The sequence below is a fragment of the Janthinobacterium algoris genome, from assembly GCF_051380935.1.
Lineage (GTDB): Bacteria > Pseudomonadota > Gammaproteobacteria > Burkholderiales > Burkholderiaceae_D > Janthinobacterium.
On the sequence record NZ_JBNYXZ010000004.1, the window covers coordinates 295,306 to 310,173 of the forward strand.

The following is a 14,868-nucleotide window of genomic DNA, read 5'->3' on the forward strand; positions in this document are numbered from 1 at the left end:
TTAAATCGTGAAACCGTCGAGTTCAGCCATCAGCGTTTGCATTTCCGCACCGCCCGCCATCATGTCGAGTACTTCATCCTTGGAAACGGTTTCCTTGGTGTAAGTGCCCAGCGACTTGCCCCGGTTCAAGAGCGTGAACGAGTCGCCCACGGGATAGGCATGGTGCACATTGTGGGTAATAAAGATCACGGACAAGCCCCGTTCGCGCGCCTTGTAAATCAATTTCAGCACATTGAACGACTGCTTCACGCCCAGCGCGGCCGTCGGCTCGTCGAGGATCAGCACGCGGGCGCCGAAGTGGATGGCGCGGGCAATCGCCAGGCATTGCCGCTCGCCGCCCGACATGGTGCCCACGGCCTGGTGCGGGTCGCGCACCATGATGCCCATTTCGGCCAGCTTGTCGCGCGCCGTGGTGGCCGCGTACTCCATATCCATCACGGGCAGCACGCCAAACATTTTCCTGATCGGTTCGCGGCCCATGAAGAAATTGCGCGCCACCGACAGCAATGGCACCAACGCCAGGTCCTGGTAGACGGTAGCCACGCCCAGATCGAGCGCCTCTTTCGGCGAATTGAAGCTGACGCTCTTGCCGTCGACCAGGTAGTCGCCGCTGGTGGGCCGGTGCACGCCCGCCAGGGTCTTGATCAGGGTCGACTTGCCGGCGCCGTTGTCGCCCAGCAGGCAATGCACTTCACCCGGTTTCAAGCGCAGGGTGACGTTTTGCAGGGCGATGACGGAGCCGAAACGTTTGCTGATGTTTTCCAGCGCAAGGATGTAGTCGCTCATGGCTTATCTCGCTTCCGTGACACGCGCACGGACAAAGTTGTTGAACAGTACCGCGATCAGCAGCATGACGCCGAGGAAGACGCGGAACCAGTCCGAATTGATATTCGTATAAGTAATGCCGATCTGCACCACGCCGAAGATCAGCGCGCCGAAGCAGGCGCCGACGACAGAACCGTAGCCGCCCGTCAGCAGGGCGCCGCCGATGACGGCCGCGATGATGGCTTCGAATTCCTTCTGCATGCCACGGTCGGCGGCAGCCGATCCCACGTCAAAGACTTGCAGCGTGGCAAACAAACAGGCGCAAAAGGCCGTGAAGACAAACAGCGATACCTTGATGGTTTTCACGGGCACGCCCACGTTCTTGGCCGCGTTGGCGTCGCCGCCGACGGCGAAAATCCAGTTGCCGATGCGGGTGCGGGCCAGCACGAAGCCGGATACCAGCGCCAGGCCGGCCCACCAGACGATGACCTTGGGTATGCCCTTGACCAGCGGCGCGCCATTGTCGAGCGCCGTGATCCAGCCCGCCTTGGCCATCCAGGCGAACAGCGAGGTGCCCACTTCACCATGGAACAGGGTCATGGCCAGCCAGTCGTCGGCGGCCAGCGCGCCGATGCCGCTGACGATGGTGCGGTTGGCAAACATGATGGACAGGGCCAGGGTCAGGCCGCGCAGGATGAACAAAAAGGCCAGGGTGACAATAAATGAAGGCAAGCGCGTCTTGATGACCAGGTAGCCGTTGAGCCAGCCCAGCGCCATCGAACCGGCAAAGGCGAACAGGATGGCGGCCCACACGGGCCAGTGGAAGTAGACGGAAGGGATGGCGATCATCATGCCGGCAAAGCCGATCATGGAACCGATCGACAGGTCGAATTCGCCGGCGATCATCAGTACGCAGGCGCCGATGGCAATGATGCCCAGGTAGGCGGCCACTTGCGCCCAGTTGATCACGCCGTCGAGGTTGAACATGCCAGAGTCGCCGGCCGTCAGGATGAAGAAGGCGAACACCAGTATGGCACCCGAGATCGAGGCGAATTCCGGACGGCTGAACAGCCGCTTGACCCAGCTGACCTGCCCCACGCGCTCATCGGCGCCCTGCTTTTGCGGCGGCGTGCCCGAGGCGGCTATGCCACCCTGCTCCACGCTGAATTTCACGGTACTCATGCTATGTCTCCCTTGTTTTATAGCAACCTGCCAGCCTCGACAACGATTTCCGGACGGCAGGACCCGCGCGCCGGCAAGCATGGCCTGCGCGCGGGGACAACGACTAAGGTATTGAATGAATTGAAAAGCGGGGCTTAACGGAACTGGCCGGCGTATTTCTCCACCTTGCCGATATTGTCCTTGGTGACATACCCAGGACCGGAACCGATATGGCGCGGGCCATACGATGGCGCCAGGCCGTACTCGGCCAGACGCGCCTTGAACTTGGCGTTATTGATCAGCTTTTCGCGGACCTTGGCCAGGTCCGTGGTCTTGTCCTGCTTCATGATGGCCAGCACGGCAACGGGAATATAGCCTTGCAGGTAGGGTTGCTGATCGATGGCGAACTGGATGCTGCCATCCTTGATGCCTTTCGATATCTCATCGGACAAGTCGAACGTGGCGAACCACATCTTGCCCTTCAAACCCATTTTCTCCAGCGCCTTCAACGAAGCGTGGGCCGAGGTGGGGCCCAGCGCCAGAACGGCCTGGGTTTTCGGGTTGTTGCGCAGGTAGGCGCTCAACTTGCTTTCGATGGTGGTCGGATCTTCGCCCGCGTCCAGGGTGGCAGCCTTGAAATCGACGCCGATCGCTTCGGCAAAGCCGCGGCAGCGCTCGAATGACGACGGGTTCGTCGCGTAGTGGTTGACGCAGACGAAGGACTTGATGCCAGCCGCCTTGGCTTTTTCGCCGGCGCCCTTGCCTGCCTCATATTCAGGCTGGCCCACGTGCATCACGGCGCCCAGCTGCTCGCTTTGCGCCAGGGTGCCGGAATTGATCGTCACAAACGGGATCTTCTTGGCGGCAACGAGGCCCAGCGATTTTTGCAGCACGCTGAAGTCGGCGATGCTGACGATCACGCCGTCGTAGTTGCGGGCGGCCGATTGCTCGACCAGGCGCGCCATGTCGGCCAGGTCGCCATTCGGCGGATTGCGGTAGTCAACGCTGACATTGAAGTCTTCGCCTGCTTGCTTGACGGAATTTTTGATCGTATTCCACCAGGAATCGGAATCAGGCGCATGGCTGATCAACACGAATTTCTCGCCCGCCGCGTGGCTGGCGCTCATGCCCAGACCCAGTCCCAGGCCGAGGCCCAGCATGGCCAGGCTCTTCAGAAATCCCTTACGCTTATTGCTTTGCATGAATGTCTCCTTGAAGGATTAATTTTTATAGTTGCCAGCTTTTGTCGCGTGTCAGCGGGGAACCGGAAAACCGGCAAGACCCGATGCACTGCGCACAGCTTAGGCCACAAAAAAGACAAATGCAATAAAATTTTCAAAATAAATATAAATAGAAAATCATTTCTATTTTCTGAATTCACTCCTATAATTCTTGCCAGAACCAGCCGCAGCGCGAATTGATACACCGTCGCGGCCCAGCAAGCACACAGAGGAAAAAACCATGGCAGCCACCGCCCCCATCGAACAGCTGATGCAGCACATTGCCGCCGAGTACGACAATCTGTCGCGCCAGTTGAAAGTCATCGCCCAATACATTGAAAAGCACCGGGCCAGCCTGATGCTTGAGCGCATCAGCGACATCGCCACCGCTTGCGACGTACAACCATCGGCCATCGTGCGCTTCGCGCAGCGTTTCGGCTACACGGGCTTTTCCGAAATGCAGGATGTGTTCCGCCAGGCGTACACGGACCAGGCTGGCGCCACGCCCGACTACCAGCAGCGCATCCGCAAGCTCATTTCCACGCGCGATGCGGCGCTCAGCGCAGGCGACCTGACGCGCGAATTCGTCGGCGCCAGCCGCGCCGGCCTCGACGACCTGGCGGCCGGCCTGGACGACGCGCAGCTGGAAGCGGCCGTCAACCTGCTGCTGAAAGCGGAGAATATCTATGTGATCGGCGTGCGCCGGTCCTTTCCGATCGCCTCCTACATCGCCTACGCGCTGGAACACACGGACAAGCGCGTGCACCTGATCAGCGGACTGGGTGGCATGCACCGCGAACAGATGCGCAGCGTGCGCGAACGCGATGTGGCGATCGCCATCAGTTTCTCGCCTTACGGCAAGGAAACCCAGCAGTGCATCAAGGCGGCACAAGACAAGGGTGCCAGGGTACTGGTGATTACCGACAGCAAGCTGGCGCCGCTCGCGCGGACCGCCGACGCGCTGCTGACCGTCACCGAGGGCAGCGCCTTCGCCTTCCGCTCGCTAACCAGCACCATCTGCCTGTGCCAAGCGCTGTTCATCGCGCTGGCATACAAATTAGAGCTCGACATCGAAGAAATCCACACCCCAGGAGAACATGATGATTGAAGTAGCGTTGTTCGGCGCCGGACGCATCGGCAAAATCCACGCGGCCAACCTGGCTGCCCAACCCGGCGTGCAGTTCAAGTACGTGGTCGACGTCAACCAGGAAGCGGCGGCCACCCTGGCTGGCCTGCATGGCGGCAGCAGCGCCACGGTGGAAGCGGCGCTGGCCGACCCGGCCATCAAGGCCGTCGTCATCGCTTCCAGCACAGACACGCACGCGGACCTGATCCTGCGCTCGGCCGCTGCCGGCAAGGCCATCTTTTGCGAAAAGCCCGTCGACCTGACGATAGACCGCGCGCGCGCCTGCGCCGCCGCCGTCAAGGAAGCCAAGGTCATGTGCATGCTGGGCTTCCAGCGCCGCTACGATCCCACTTTCAATGCCGTCAAGCAACGCATCGAAGCGGGCGAAATCGGCACGCCCGAATTGCTGGTCGTCACCAGCCGCGATCCTGGCCCGCCACCGGTCAGCTACATCAAGGTCTCGGGCGGCATCTTCAAGGATATGCTGATCCACGATTTCGACATCTTCCGCTGGATACTCGACGACGAAGCCGTCAGCGTGCACGCCACGGGCAGCTGCCTGGTGGACCCGGCCATCGGCGAGGCGGGCGATCTGGACACGGCCGTCGTCACCATCCGCACGGCCAAGGGACGCTTGTGCCAGATCAATGCCTCGCGCCGCGCCGCCTACGGCTACGACCAGCGCTTCGAAGTGCTGGGCAGCGCCGGCATGCTGCAGGCGGGCAACCACAAGCCGACGGAAGTGACGGCCTATGGTTCTGTGAACGTCAGCGTCGACAGGCCGGAAGACTTCTTCCTGGAACGCTACCGCGTCGCCTACGCGCAGGAAATGGCGCACTTCTTTGACGCCCTCACCCATGGCACGCCGCTGCGCACCACAGTGCACGATGGCTTGAAGGCGCTGGAACTGGCGGAAGCGGCCACCTTGTCATGGCGCGAACAGCGTGTGGTCACTTTATAAACCAATAATAAAAATATCTGGAGACAGCATGTCATCCCCAACATTAAAAGTCGGCATCGTCGGCCTGGGCCGGCTGGGCCAGCGCCATGCCATCAACCTGGCGCAGCGCGTACCGAATGCCGAAGTGGTGGCCGCCTGCAGCCCCGTGCCAGCCGAACTGGACTGGGCCGCCAGCACGCTGGGCATTACCACCGGCTATGCGGATTATGACGCCCTGCTGGCCCATCCGGGCCTGGACGCCGTCTTCCTCGTCACGCCCACCTCGCTGCATGCGGACCAGATCATCGCCGCCCTGCGCGCCGGCAAGCACGTGTTTTGCGAAAAGCCGCTGTCGCTGGACCTGGCCGACTGCCTGAAAGTGGAAGCGGAGGCGGCGCGCCACCCGCAGCTGACCATCATGATCGGCTTCGTGCGCCGTTTCGATGCCAGCTACCATGACGCGCAGCAAAAGATCGCCCAAGGTTGTATCGGCAAGCCGTATCTGGTGCGTTCGCAAACCTGCGATCAGAACGACCCCAGCGGTGCCTTCATGCGCTTCGCCCCCACCAGTGGCGGCATCTTCCTCGATTGCAGCGTGCACGATATCGACCTGGCGCGCTGGCTGCTGGGCAACCCCGTGCCCAGGCGCGTGTATGCGAGCGGCACCAATGCCATCCACACGGGCTTGCAGGCATTCGGCGACGTCGACAATGGCCTGGCGACAGTCGAGTTCACCGATGGCAGCATGGCCAGCTTCATGGCCTCGCGCACCATGGCGCATGGCCATGAAACCCTGACGGAAGTGTTCGGCACGGGCGGCCGCCTGGCCGTGGGCAGCAATCCGCGCCTGAACAGGGTGGAAATTTCGGATGCGCATGGCGTGCGCAATGAATGCACGCCCGACTTCTATGCCCGCTTCGCCGACGCCTTCCTGATCGAAGCGCAGGAGTTCACGGACGCGGCACTGGGGCGGCGCACCCTGTCATTGACCTTGCACGACGCGACGGAAGCGACGCGCATCGGCCTGGCCATGACGCAAGCGATGCGCGAAGCACGGCCCGTCGAGTTTTAAGCCGCAGTGGACTCAGGCGGCCGGCGCGGAAAACGGCTGCCTGGGTGTGACGGCCAGGCGCAAACGCATGGCAATTTTTCTAATTATGATAGGGAAATGATGTCGCGGGCGCGGGCCGCACCTACGCGCCGATGCGCTATACAATAAGCGCCTGCCCAACCTAAAACCAGGCCGCCATGACGAACAACGACAGCAACTCCCCTTCCCTCGCCGGCGTGGCCGAACGCTACGTCAAGCTGGTTCTGGCCATGGGCCAGCACGATGCCTCGTATGTCGACGCCTATTACGGCCCGCCCGCATGGCAGCAGGAAGCGCTAGAACAGCAACAGGGTTTGAGCGATATCAAGGATAGCGCAAACGAGGCGCTGGCCCTGCTGGCCGACGAACCTTGCCTGCGCGCCCTCAACCTGCGCAAGCAGTTGCAAGCCGTGCTGGCGCGCGCGGAGATGCTGCAAGGCACACGTCTCGATTTCGATACGGAAAGCGCGCGCCTGTACGATGCCGTTTCGCCCCACCACAGCCGCGCATACTACGAAGAATTGGTGACGCAGATCGACGCCCTGCTGCCCGGTTCCGACACCGTCAGCGAGCGCGTGAACGCCTTGCGCGCGCAACTCGTCATTCCCGCCGACAAGCTGCGCGCCGTCATGGAAGCGGCCATCCGCGCGGGCCGCGAACGCACCTTGCAGTACATCGCCCTGCCCGAAGGCGAAGATTTTGTACTGGAATTCGTCAACGACAAACCGTGGAGTGGCTACAACTGGTACAAGGGCAACTACCAGAGCGTGATCCAGATCAATACGGACTTGCCCGTGTATATCGATCGCGCCGTCGACCTCGGTTGCCACGAAGCGTATCCGGGTCACCACGTCTACAATGTGCTGCTCGAGCGCGATCTGGTACGCGGCAAGGGCTGGGTGGAATACTGCATCTATCCACTGTACTCGCCGCAATCACTGATCGCGGAAGGCACGGCCAATTACGGCATCGAACTGAGTTTCACGGATGAAGAACGGCTGGCTTTCGAACAGCAGGTGCTGTACCCGCTGGCGGGTCTGGACCCTGCGCTGGCGCCCCGCTATGCGCAACTCAACGCGCTGCTGGCCAAACTCGGCTACGCCGACAACGACATCGCGCGCCAGTACCTCGAAGGCGACCTGAGCCGCGATGAAGCGCTGGAATGGCTGGTCAACGTGCGCCTGTACCCGGCCGAAAAATCCGCGCAGCGCCTGCAGTTCTATGATGCCATGGGTGCTTATGTCATCAATTACAACCTGGGCCAGGACATGGCGAAAGCCTATGTCGAGCGCCAGGGCGCCACGCGCGCCGAGCACTGGGCAGCGTTCCGCGACCTGATGTCCTCGCCGCGCGTGCCTAGCGCACTGCTGGAATGACCCTCTTTCATCAAGGAGAAGTGCATGCCCAAGCCCGCCACGCGAGCCGCCGCCCTGCTGCTGGCCCTGTCCATCACCGGCATCGCCTGCGCCAGGGATGCCGTCGTCGCACCTGCACCCGCGCTGAGTGCGCGCCAGCAGGCGCTGATGGCCACCGTCGTGGGCAGCGCAGCCCATCCGCGCATCCTGCAGGTGCGCCTCGATGAACTGCATCCGACCCAGCCGGCCATCGGCTACGACCAGGTGTACTACAAGCTGGGACGCTATGCGGCCGAAGAAAAGCACCTCGCCGACATCGCCAAGCCAAAGAAATTCGCCGACCTGTGTGTAGCCAATGGCCAGGGCGACGTCTTGCCCGGCACGGCCAATGTAGCTGGCGCCACCCTGGCCGCGCCACCGGCCAGCTATCGCTGCAAGGCGGCCGTGGGCAGCCGTCCGCGCGACATGAAAAGCGTCGTCATCGGCCCGCGCGGCAGCGTGTACCTGACCGATGGCCACCATACGTTTTCCACTTTCTGGGATGCCGATGGCGGGCGCAATCATCAATTGAAGGTCTGGGTCAAGGTCAGCGACAATTTCAGCGCGCTGGGCGAAGCGGCGTTCTGGGCGCGCATGCGCGAGGAAAACAAGGTATGGCTAAAAAACGGCCGGAACCAGGCCATCACGCCGCAGCAACTGCCGTCCGCCATCGGCCTGCAATCGCTGGCTGACGACCCGTACCGCTCGCTCGTCTACTTCACGCGTGAAGTGGCTTATGCGCCGCCCGAGCAGGCCGCGGAATTCCTCGAATTCTACTGGGCCGACTGGCTGCGTCAGCAGGCCGAGGTCGACCTGGCCAGGACCGACAGGGGCGATGTCGCCAGCTACCTGGCCACCATCAAGACCGCATCGGCCGCGATGGCGGGCCTGAAAGCCACGGACATTTTCAGCGGCGGCAAGACGGCGCAAGCGCTGGGCTGGACGGGCGTCTTCCGCCAGGCGGCGCTGGACGAGCTGGCCACGCCGATGGGCAAGCTCAGCTACGCCATCGCGTACAAGAAATCGCTGGCAAGATAAACCCGCCGGCATAAACGACAACGGCCCGCCTGTCATTCGACAAGCGGGCCGTTTCTATGGCAGGTGCTGCTTACGCGATGCGTTCGCCGTTGGCCGGATCGAACATGGCCGCTTTCGACAGGTTGAACGACAGTTGCATGGTCTGCCCCGGCAGCACCGCTTCGCGCGGGTGCGTGCGGCAAGTCACGGCAGCGCCGTTCAAGCGCGTCGTCAGCAAGGTATCCGGGCCGGTCGGCTCGACCAGGTCGATCAGACAGCCCAGTTCCTGGCCCACGTCGCCGTGCGCGCTGCTCATGTCCGTGATCTGCTCCGGGCGCACGCCCAGGATCACGTCGCGGCCCGCATAGCTGCGCAGTTTTTCGGCGTCGAAAGGCAAGGCAAGGCGCATGCTCTTGCCCGCGTTCTCGATGGAGACCAACACCTCGCCGCCTTCGATGACGGGCTTGACGGTAATGAAATTCATCGATGGCGAGCCGATGAAGCCGGCCACGAACAGATTCGCCGGATTGTCGTAGATTTCCTGCGGCGTACCCAGTTGCTGCACCACCCCATCCTTCATGACGGCGATCAAATCGCCCATGGTCATCGCCTCGATCTGGTCATGCGTGACGTAGACAATGGTGGCTTTGAGGCGCTGATGCAGCAGCTTGATCTCGGCACGCATTTCCACACGCAGCTTGGCGTCCAGGTTCGACAGTGGTTCGTCGAACAGGAACAACGATGGCTTGCGCGAGATGGCGCGGCCCATGGCGACCCGCTGGCGCTGGCCACCCGACAGCTGCGCCGGACGGCGGTCCAGCAAATGCGTGATCTGCAGGGTTTCGGCGACGCGGGCGACGATCTCTTCCTGCTCCGCCTTCGGCACTTTTTTCACGTTCAGGCCAAACGCGATATTCTCGCGCACCGTCATCGACGGGTACAGCGCGTAGGACTGGAACACCATGGCGATGTCGCGGTCCTTCGGCGGCAGGTCGTTGACCACCTTGCCGTCGATGAGGATTTCGCCCGAGGTGACGCTTTCCAGGCCGGCCACCATGTTGAGCAAGGTCGATTTTCCGGAGCCGGAGCCGCCGACAAGGATCAGGAACTGGCCATCCTTGATCTCGATGTCGATGCCCTTGAGGACTTCGACGCCATTCGTGTACACCTTGCGGATACCGCGTATCGATAAACTGGACATATTATTTCCTTAACCTTTGACTGCGCCTGCGGTCAGACCGCGCACAAAATAACGGCCTGCGACCAGATAGACCAGCAGGGTAGGCAGCGCGGCAATCACCGCGGCTGCCATGTTGACGTTGTATTCCTTCACGCCCGTGGACGTGTTGACCAGATTGTTCAAGCCCACCGTGATCGGCTGCGAATCGCCGCTGGCGAAGACGATGCCAAACAGGAAGTCGTTCCAGATCTGCGTGAATTGCCAGATGATGCAGACGACGAAAATCGGACCCGAAATCGGCAGCACAATCTTGCGGAAGATCAGGAAGAAGCCGGCGCCGTCGATGCGCGCCGCCTTGATCAATTCTTCCGGCACACCGATGTAGTAGTTACGGAAGAACAGGGTCGTGAAGGCAGTGCCATACACCACGTGCACGAAGACCAGGCCCGTGGTGGTATTGGCCAGGCCGAATTCGCCCAGCAAGCGCGCCATCGGCAAGATGACTACCTGGAACGGAATGAAGCAGCCCACCAGCAAGGCGGCAAACAGCATTTCCGACCCACGGAAGCGCCAGTGCGCGAACACGTAGCCGTTGAAGGCGCCCAGGAAGGTCGAAATCAGCACGGCGGGAATCACCATCTTGATCGAGTTCCAAAAGAACGGCTGCATGCCGTCGCAGGTCACGCCCGTGCAGGCCGAAGACCAGGCCTTGGACCAGGAATCGAATTGCCACACGTGCGGCAAGGCCAGCAGGTTGCCGCTGCGGATCTCGTCGAGCGACTTGAACGACGTCGACAGGGTCACGTACAGGGGCACGATGTAGTACACCGCGAACAGAATCAGCAGCAGGTATAACACCACCCGTCCCAGAGTGAGTTTGTTGTTACGTGTAGGAGTGTGTGTCATCTCATCGCCTTTGCGCTGCGCGTTTCCAGGTACATCAGCGGCACGAGCACGGCCACGATGGTGGCCAGCATCATCATTGCCGATGCCGAGCCCAGGCCCAACTGGCCGCGGGTGAAGGAAAACTGGTACATGAAGATGGCCGGCACGGACGACGAGTTGCCAGGTCCGCCAGCCGTCAACGCAATGACCAGGTCGAAGCTCTTGATGGCGATATGCGCGAGTATCAGCAGCACGCTGAAGAATACGGGCCGCATGGCAGGAATCACGATGCGCCAGTAGATCGTCGGCAGCGACGCGCCATCGACTTGCGCCGCCTTGATGATCTCGTCGTCGATGCCGCGCAGGCCTGCCAGGAACAGCGCCATGACGAAGCCCGAGGATTGCCACACGCCGGCGATCACCACCGTGTAGATGGCCATGTCGGAGTTCACCAGCCAGTCGAAGGTGAACGAGGTCCAGCCCCAGTCGTGCATGACCTTTTCCAGGCCCAGGCTGGGATTGAGCATCCATTTCCAGGCGGTGCCGGTGACGATGAAGGACAACGCCATCGGGTACAGGTAAATGGCGCGCAGCGCGCCTTCGGCGCGGATTTTCTGGTCCAGCAGGATCGCCAGGAACAGGCCGATGGCGATGCTGCAACCGATGAACAGGACACCAAAAATGCCGAGGTTCTTGAGCGAGGTCCACCAGCGCTCGTTGTCGAACAGCTCGACGTATTGCACCAGGCCGGCGAACTCGTAGTTCGGCATCAGCCGCGATTCGGTCAGCGACAGCCAACCGGTCAAAAAGATAAAACCATAGACGAACAGCAGACTGGCGATGAGCGTGGGGCCCAGCACCATCTGCGGTATCCATCGGTCGAATTGCTTGCGTATGGACATAGGAGAGCCGTAGAGAGAACTGCGTGTGGCACCCGCCTGGGCGGGAGCCTGCGGTGCATGCGATGCAGCGAGCGCCGGCGGGGAAGCCGGCGCCGTCGTGATTACTTCACTTTTGCCGCTTTGGCCAGCGCTGCAACCGCGTCTTTCGAGCTCATGTTGGTGTTCATGAACTTGGCGATGACGTCGGTGACGGCGCCTTGCGTGGCCGATGCCAGCGCCATGCCGTGCGCGAACGATGGCACCAGGCCGCCGGTCTTGTTGGTGGCGTCCATGTCTTCCATCGATTTCAGGGCGCAAGCGTCAAACTTGTCCTTGGAAACGCCGGAACGCACGGGGATGGAACCCTTGTTCAAGTTGAAGATCGACTGGAACTTCGGATTCATGATGGCGTTGGCCAGAGCGATCTGCCCTTTCTTCGCATTCGCATCCTTTTGTGTGAACATGGCAAACGAATCGATGTTGAAGGTGTAAGCCTTGTCGGTGCCAGGAGCTGCCACGCACAGATAATCCTTGCCCGGCACTTTGCCGGCGGCCGTGAATTCGCCCTTGGCCCAGTCGCCCATGAACTGGAAGCCGGCCTTGTTGTTGATGACCATGGCGGTGGCCAGATTCCAGTCGCGGCCGGCCGCGTCCTTGTCGATGTAGGTCTTCACCTTGCCCAGGGTGTCGAACACCTTGAGCATGGTCGGGCCGGTCAATTCCTTCTGGTCCAGCTTGAGGATGGCCTTCTTGTAGAACTCGGTGCCGCCCACGCCCAGCGCGACCGACTCAAACACGGTGGCATCCTGCCATGGCTGGCCGCCGTGGGCAATCGCGATGCCGCCCGATTTCTTGATTTTCTCGGCCGCGTCGAAGAACGCATCCCAGGTGGTCGGGGTGGTGGCCACGCCGGCTTTTTTCAGCACTTCCGGATTGACCCACATCCAGTTGACGCGGTGGACGTTGACGGGAGCGGCAACGTAGTGGCCCTTGTATTTCATGATGTCAGCGACGACTTTCGGCAGCACGGCATCCCATTTGCCTGGAATGGCGGCATCATCGATATTGGCCAGCACGCCTTCCGCGCCCCACTCCTGGATCGATGGGCCCTTGATCTGGGCGGCCGTTGGCGGGTTGCCGGAAATGACGCGGGTTTTCAGTGCGGTCGCGGCGTTTTCGCCAGCGCCGCCAGCCACGGCAAAGTCTTTCCAACCGAAGCCGCTTTCTTTCACGATTTGCTGCAACTGGCCCACGGACTTCGCTTCGCCGCCGGAGGTCCAGTAGTGCAACACTTCCACGTCGGTCGCAAAGGCGCTGCCAGCGAATGCCAGGGTGGTCAATGCGGCCAGTTGGGTAATCTTGAATTTCAGTTTCATCTCCACATTCCTTTTTTGATCAAGCTTTTAGGGGGCTTCGGCATACGGGGGCCGAAAAAGGTGAAATCTGCGCCTGTACCGGCGCTCTTGTACTCAGACCCGCTTGCAAACGGGCATCATCTTCAGTGAAAAGACGGCGCCGTGATCCATGACATGCCTACATTGTATTTATATCACGGGACGGCGCCAAAAACGCATCCGCGAAGGATGCGCCAGGTTGATCTGCGCTTACAATGCCTGCAAACTTAGAACCAGGTTTCCACTTGGAAACCATAGGAAGTGCCGCTGGTATTGTTGTTATAGATCGGGCCGCCGTTGTTCGACGCATTTACCGAAGCGGTGGCCGCATCGTTCCATTTGCCGTACGTCACGAAAGCGCGCAGTTCAGGACGCGACCACAGGCCGGGACCTGCAGAGATCGTCGGCGCGATGGTCAGCTTGGTCAAGCGCTTGGCCGGTTGGCCGCCCGCTTGCGTCACGCGGTCCGTGCCCAGTTCGCCCACCAGCTTGAAGTTGTCGGTGAATGCATATACAGGGCGCACGCCGACCGAGGTCCAGGTCGAGGAACCTTTGGCGTTCGACTCGTCTTTTTGCCACAGGGCGACAAATTCCATGCCGAAATTGGCCATCGGCTGGATCGCCATGTCATTGAAGATGCGCGTGCGTTTCACGTCCGAACCGAAATTGGTGTCGCCCGAAGCGCCGAACTGCGCGCCATTGCCGGTGCCAGGACCGACGCCGTACTGCACGCCAAAGGTGTTGCCGCCGCCGAACACTTTACCTTGACGGTGGAAGGCCGACAGTTGCCAGCCGTTATTGCGCTTGCCCGTGAGGACGTCGTCCTTGCCTTCGCCGATGATGTAGGTCGCGGCCAGGTCCAGGGTGCCGTTTTCATTGACGGGAATCTCGCCAAAGATGAAGTTCTGGCGCACGGCCGATTTGGTGTTGACGCCGCCGTTCGGCAACGCGATCTTGATGTCGTTGTCCTTGAAGAAGGCATACGAGAATTTACCGGGGCCGGCAGGAATGCGGTCCAGGCCGGCGCCCGTGCCGTTCATGTTGATGTATTGCAGATCCAGCATGTGGATGTCAGGACGGTAGTAGAAGCGTTTACCGATCCAGGCCGTGCCGCCGTTCAGGAAATCGAGTCCCTGCGCTTCGACATAGGCCTTGACGATGCCCAGTTTGTTGTCGCCGAAATCCGAATTTGGCGCGTAGGCGTTGACCCAGATGGTGGCCAGGTAGTTCACGCCGCCGGACTTGGCGACGGACTTGGTGTAGCCGAATTCCGTGTAGGCGTCGCACTCATTGCCCAGACGGTATTTCATGGTATTGCCACCCAGGCCGAAGCAGCCTTGCGAACCGCCGCCGCCCGAAGTATTGCTGCCGGCGCCGGCGCGCAGGTAGCCATGGAAGCCTTCGGAGTCGGATGGATACATGGGGTCGGCGACAGCGGAACCGCTGGCGATGGCTAAGACGATGGCAGCCGGCAGCGTTTTCAACACGGCCTTCAACATGGTGCGATGCAGCATGGTAAGTCTCCTCAGTAGTTATTTTTTATCTAGTCATTCGTGGCCGAATGTACTGGCCAGAATTCTTTCCAGCAGGGATATAGTAACTATACTACGAACAAATATCAACATATTATGTTGTAATCCTACGACTACTCTGCGACACTTTATTTGCATACTAATGTGCGAGTTGAAGCCCTGTTTTTTTCCGCTGGCGCTACCGTTTCCGGCACTGTGGACAAGCATTTGCGCAGGCATACCGCATTTTTCGGCACGCGGCACGTATACGAATTAAAATCCTTGATTTTTGCCCATAACGACA

General features: G+C 60.8%; 13 protein-coding genes. 5 read left to right on the forward strand and 8 right to left on the reverse strand.

Annotated elements, in window-relative coordinates; genetic code table 11:
* The 3 genes from ACQ4W7_RS08190 to ACQ4W7_RS08200 form a co-directional block, all read right to left on the reverse strand.
* Entirely contained in the window at positions 1–786 is a 786-nt protein-coding gene (locus ACQ4W7_RS08190) for an ATP-binding cassette domain-containing protein (RefSeq protein ID WP_436529701.1), read from the reverse strand.
* A gap of 3 nt (positions 787–789) precedes the next feature.
* A complete protein-coding gene (locus ACQ4W7_RS08195) occupies positions 790–1,947 on the reverse strand; it encodes an ABC transporter permease (RefSeq protein ID WP_426072997.1) in 1,158 nt (385 codons plus the stop codon).
* A 134-nt stretch (positions 1,948–2,081) separates the two neighbouring features.
* Positions 2,082–3,086 carry a sugar ABC transporter substrate-binding protein gene (locus tag ACQ4W7_RS08200; protein WP_495542742.1) on the reverse strand — a complete coding sequence of 335 codons (1,005 nt, stop codon included), beginning with the start codon at positions 3,084–3,086 and terminating at the stop codon, positions 2,082–2,084.
* A gap of 301 nt (positions 3,087–3,387) precedes the next feature.
* On the opposite strand from ACQ4W7_RS08200, the gene ACQ4W7_RS08205 reads away from it, so the two are divergent.
* The 5 genes from ACQ4W7_RS08205 to ACQ4W7_RS08225 all read left to right on the forward strand — a co-directional run bounded on the left by ACQ4W7_RS08205 (position 3,388) and on the right by ACQ4W7_RS08225 (position 8,734).
* Entirely contained in the window at positions 3,388–4,254 is an 867-nt protein-coding gene (locus ACQ4W7_RS08205) for a MurR/RpiR family transcriptional regulator (protein WP_426072999.1), read from the forward strand.
* Entirely contained in the window at positions 4,247–5,233 is a 987-nt protein-coding gene (iolG, locus tag ACQ4W7_RS08210; protein WP_436529837.1) for an inositol 2-dehydrogenase, read from the forward strand. Before ACQ4W7_RS08205 ends, iolG begins: the two co-directional genes overlap by 8 nt.
* 28 nt (positions 5,234–5,261) lie before the next feature.
* Positions 5,262–6,284: a Gfo/Idh/MocA family oxidoreductase gene (locus tag ACQ4W7_RS08215; protein ID WP_436529706.1), complete on the forward strand. Its 1,023-nt coding sequence runs from the start codon at positions 5,262–5,264 to the stop codon at positions 6,282–6,284.
* 176 nt (positions 6,285–6,460) lie between these two features.
* Positions 6,461–7,678, forward strand: coding sequence for a hypothetical protein (locus ACQ4W7_RS08220; RefSeq protein ID WP_426073001.1), 1,218 nt, complete (start codon positions 6,461–6,463; stop codon positions 7,676–7,678).
* A gap of 24 nt (positions 7,679–7,702) precedes the next feature.
* Positions 7,703–8,734 carry a ParB/Srx family N-terminal domain-containing protein gene (locus ACQ4W7_RS08225; protein WP_426073002.1) on the forward strand — a complete coding sequence of 344 codons (1,032 nt, stop codon included), beginning with the start codon at positions 7,703–7,705 and terminating at the stop codon, positions 8,732–8,734.
* 70 nt (positions 8,735–8,804) lie between these two features.
* On the opposite strand, the gene ACQ4W7_RS08230 is transcribed toward ACQ4W7_RS08225, so the two are convergent.
* The 5 genes from ACQ4W7_RS08230 to ACQ4W7_RS08250 form a co-directional block, all read right to left on the reverse strand.
* Positions 8,805–9,914 (reverse strand): ABC transporter ATP-binding protein, encoded by a 1,110-nt coding sequence (locus ACQ4W7_RS08230; RefSeq protein WP_426073003.1) that lies wholly within the window; start codon positions 9,912–9,914, stop codon positions 8,805–8,807.
* 9 nt (positions 9,915–9,923) lie between these two features.
* Positions 9,924–10,799, reverse strand: a complete 876-nt coding sequence (locus ACQ4W7_RS08235) for a carbohydrate ABC transporter permease (protein ID WP_071077886.1) — start codon at positions 10,797–10,799, stop codon at positions 9,924–9,926.
* Positions 10,796–11,680: a carbohydrate ABC transporter permease gene (locus tag ACQ4W7_RS08240; RefSeq protein WP_071077887.1), complete on the reverse strand. Its 885-nt coding sequence runs from the start codon at positions 11,678–11,680 to the stop codon at positions 10,796–10,798. The genes ACQ4W7_RS08235 and ACQ4W7_RS08240 overlap by 4 nt, the downstream gene beginning before the upstream one ends.
* A 101-nt stretch (positions 11,681–11,781) precedes the next feature.
* On the reverse strand, positions 11,782–13,035 hold the full coding sequence (locus ACQ4W7_RS08245) for an ABC transporter substrate-binding protein (protein WP_077402988.1): 1,254 nt from the start codon (positions 13,033–13,035) through the stop codon (positions 11,782–11,784).
* 245 nt (positions 13,036–13,280) lie between these two features.
* Positions 13,281–14,567: a maltoporin gene (locus ACQ4W7_RS08250; protein WP_426073004.1), complete on the reverse strand. Its 1,287-nt coding sequence runs from the start codon at positions 14,565–14,567 to the stop codon at positions 13,281–13,283.
* Between the last annotated feature and the right edge of the window lie 301 nt (positions 14,568–14,868).

Bases quoted from the DNA above. Each gene is read 5' to 3' on its own strand.
- ACQ4W7_RS08225 (WP_426073002.1), top strand. From the start codon at position 7,703: ATGCCCAAGCCCGCCACGCGAGCCGCCGCCCTGCTGCTGGCCCTGTCC.
- ACQ4W7_RS08250 (WP_426073004.1), bottom strand. From the start codon at position 14,567: ATGCTGCATCGCACCATGTTGAAGGCCGTGTTGAAAACGCTGCCGGCT.
- ACQ4W7_RS08245 (WP_077402988.1), bottom strand. From the start codon at position 13,035: ATGAAACTGAAATTCAAGATTACCCAACTGGCCGCATTGACCACCCTG.
- ACQ4W7_RS08205 (WP_426072999.1), top strand. From the start codon at position 3,388: ATGGCAGCCACCGCCCCCATCGAACAGCTGATGCAGCACATTGCCGCC.
- ACQ4W7_RS08235 (WP_071077886.1), bottom strand. From the start codon at position 10,799: ATGACACACACTCCTACACGTAACAACAAACTCACTCTGGGACGGGTG.
- ACQ4W7_RS08240 (WP_071077887.1), bottom strand. From the start codon at position 11,680: ATGTCCATACGCAAGCAATTCGACCGATGGATACCGCAGATGGTGCTG.
- ACQ4W7_RS08200 (WP_495542742.1), bottom strand. From the start codon at position 3,086: ATGCTGGGCCTCGGCCTGGGACTGGGTCTGGGCATGAGCGCCAGCCAC.
- iolG (WP_436529837.1), top strand. From the start codon at position 4,247: ATGATTGAAGTAGCGTTGTTCGGCGCCGGACGCATCGGCAAAATCCAC.
- ACQ4W7_RS08230 (WP_426073003.1), bottom strand. From the start codon at position 9,914: ATGTCCAGTTTATCGATACGCGGTATCCGCAAGGTGTACACGAATGGC.
- ACQ4W7_RS08215 (WP_436529706.1), top strand. From the start codon at position 5,262: ATGTCATCCCCAACATTAAAAGTCGGCATCGTCGGCCTGGGCCGGCTG.
- ACQ4W7_RS08220 (WP_426073001.1), top strand. From the start codon at position 6,461: ATGACGAACAACGACAGCAACTCCCCTTCCCTCGCCGGCGTGGCCGAA.
- ACQ4W7_RS08195 (WP_426072997.1), bottom strand. From the start codon at position 1,947: ATGAGTACCGTGAAATTCAGCGTGGAGCAGGGTGGCATAGCCGCCTCG.
- ACQ4W7_RS08190 (WP_436529701.1), bottom strand. From the start codon at position 786: ATGAGCGACTACATCCTTGCGCTGGAAAACATCAGCAAACGTTTCGGC.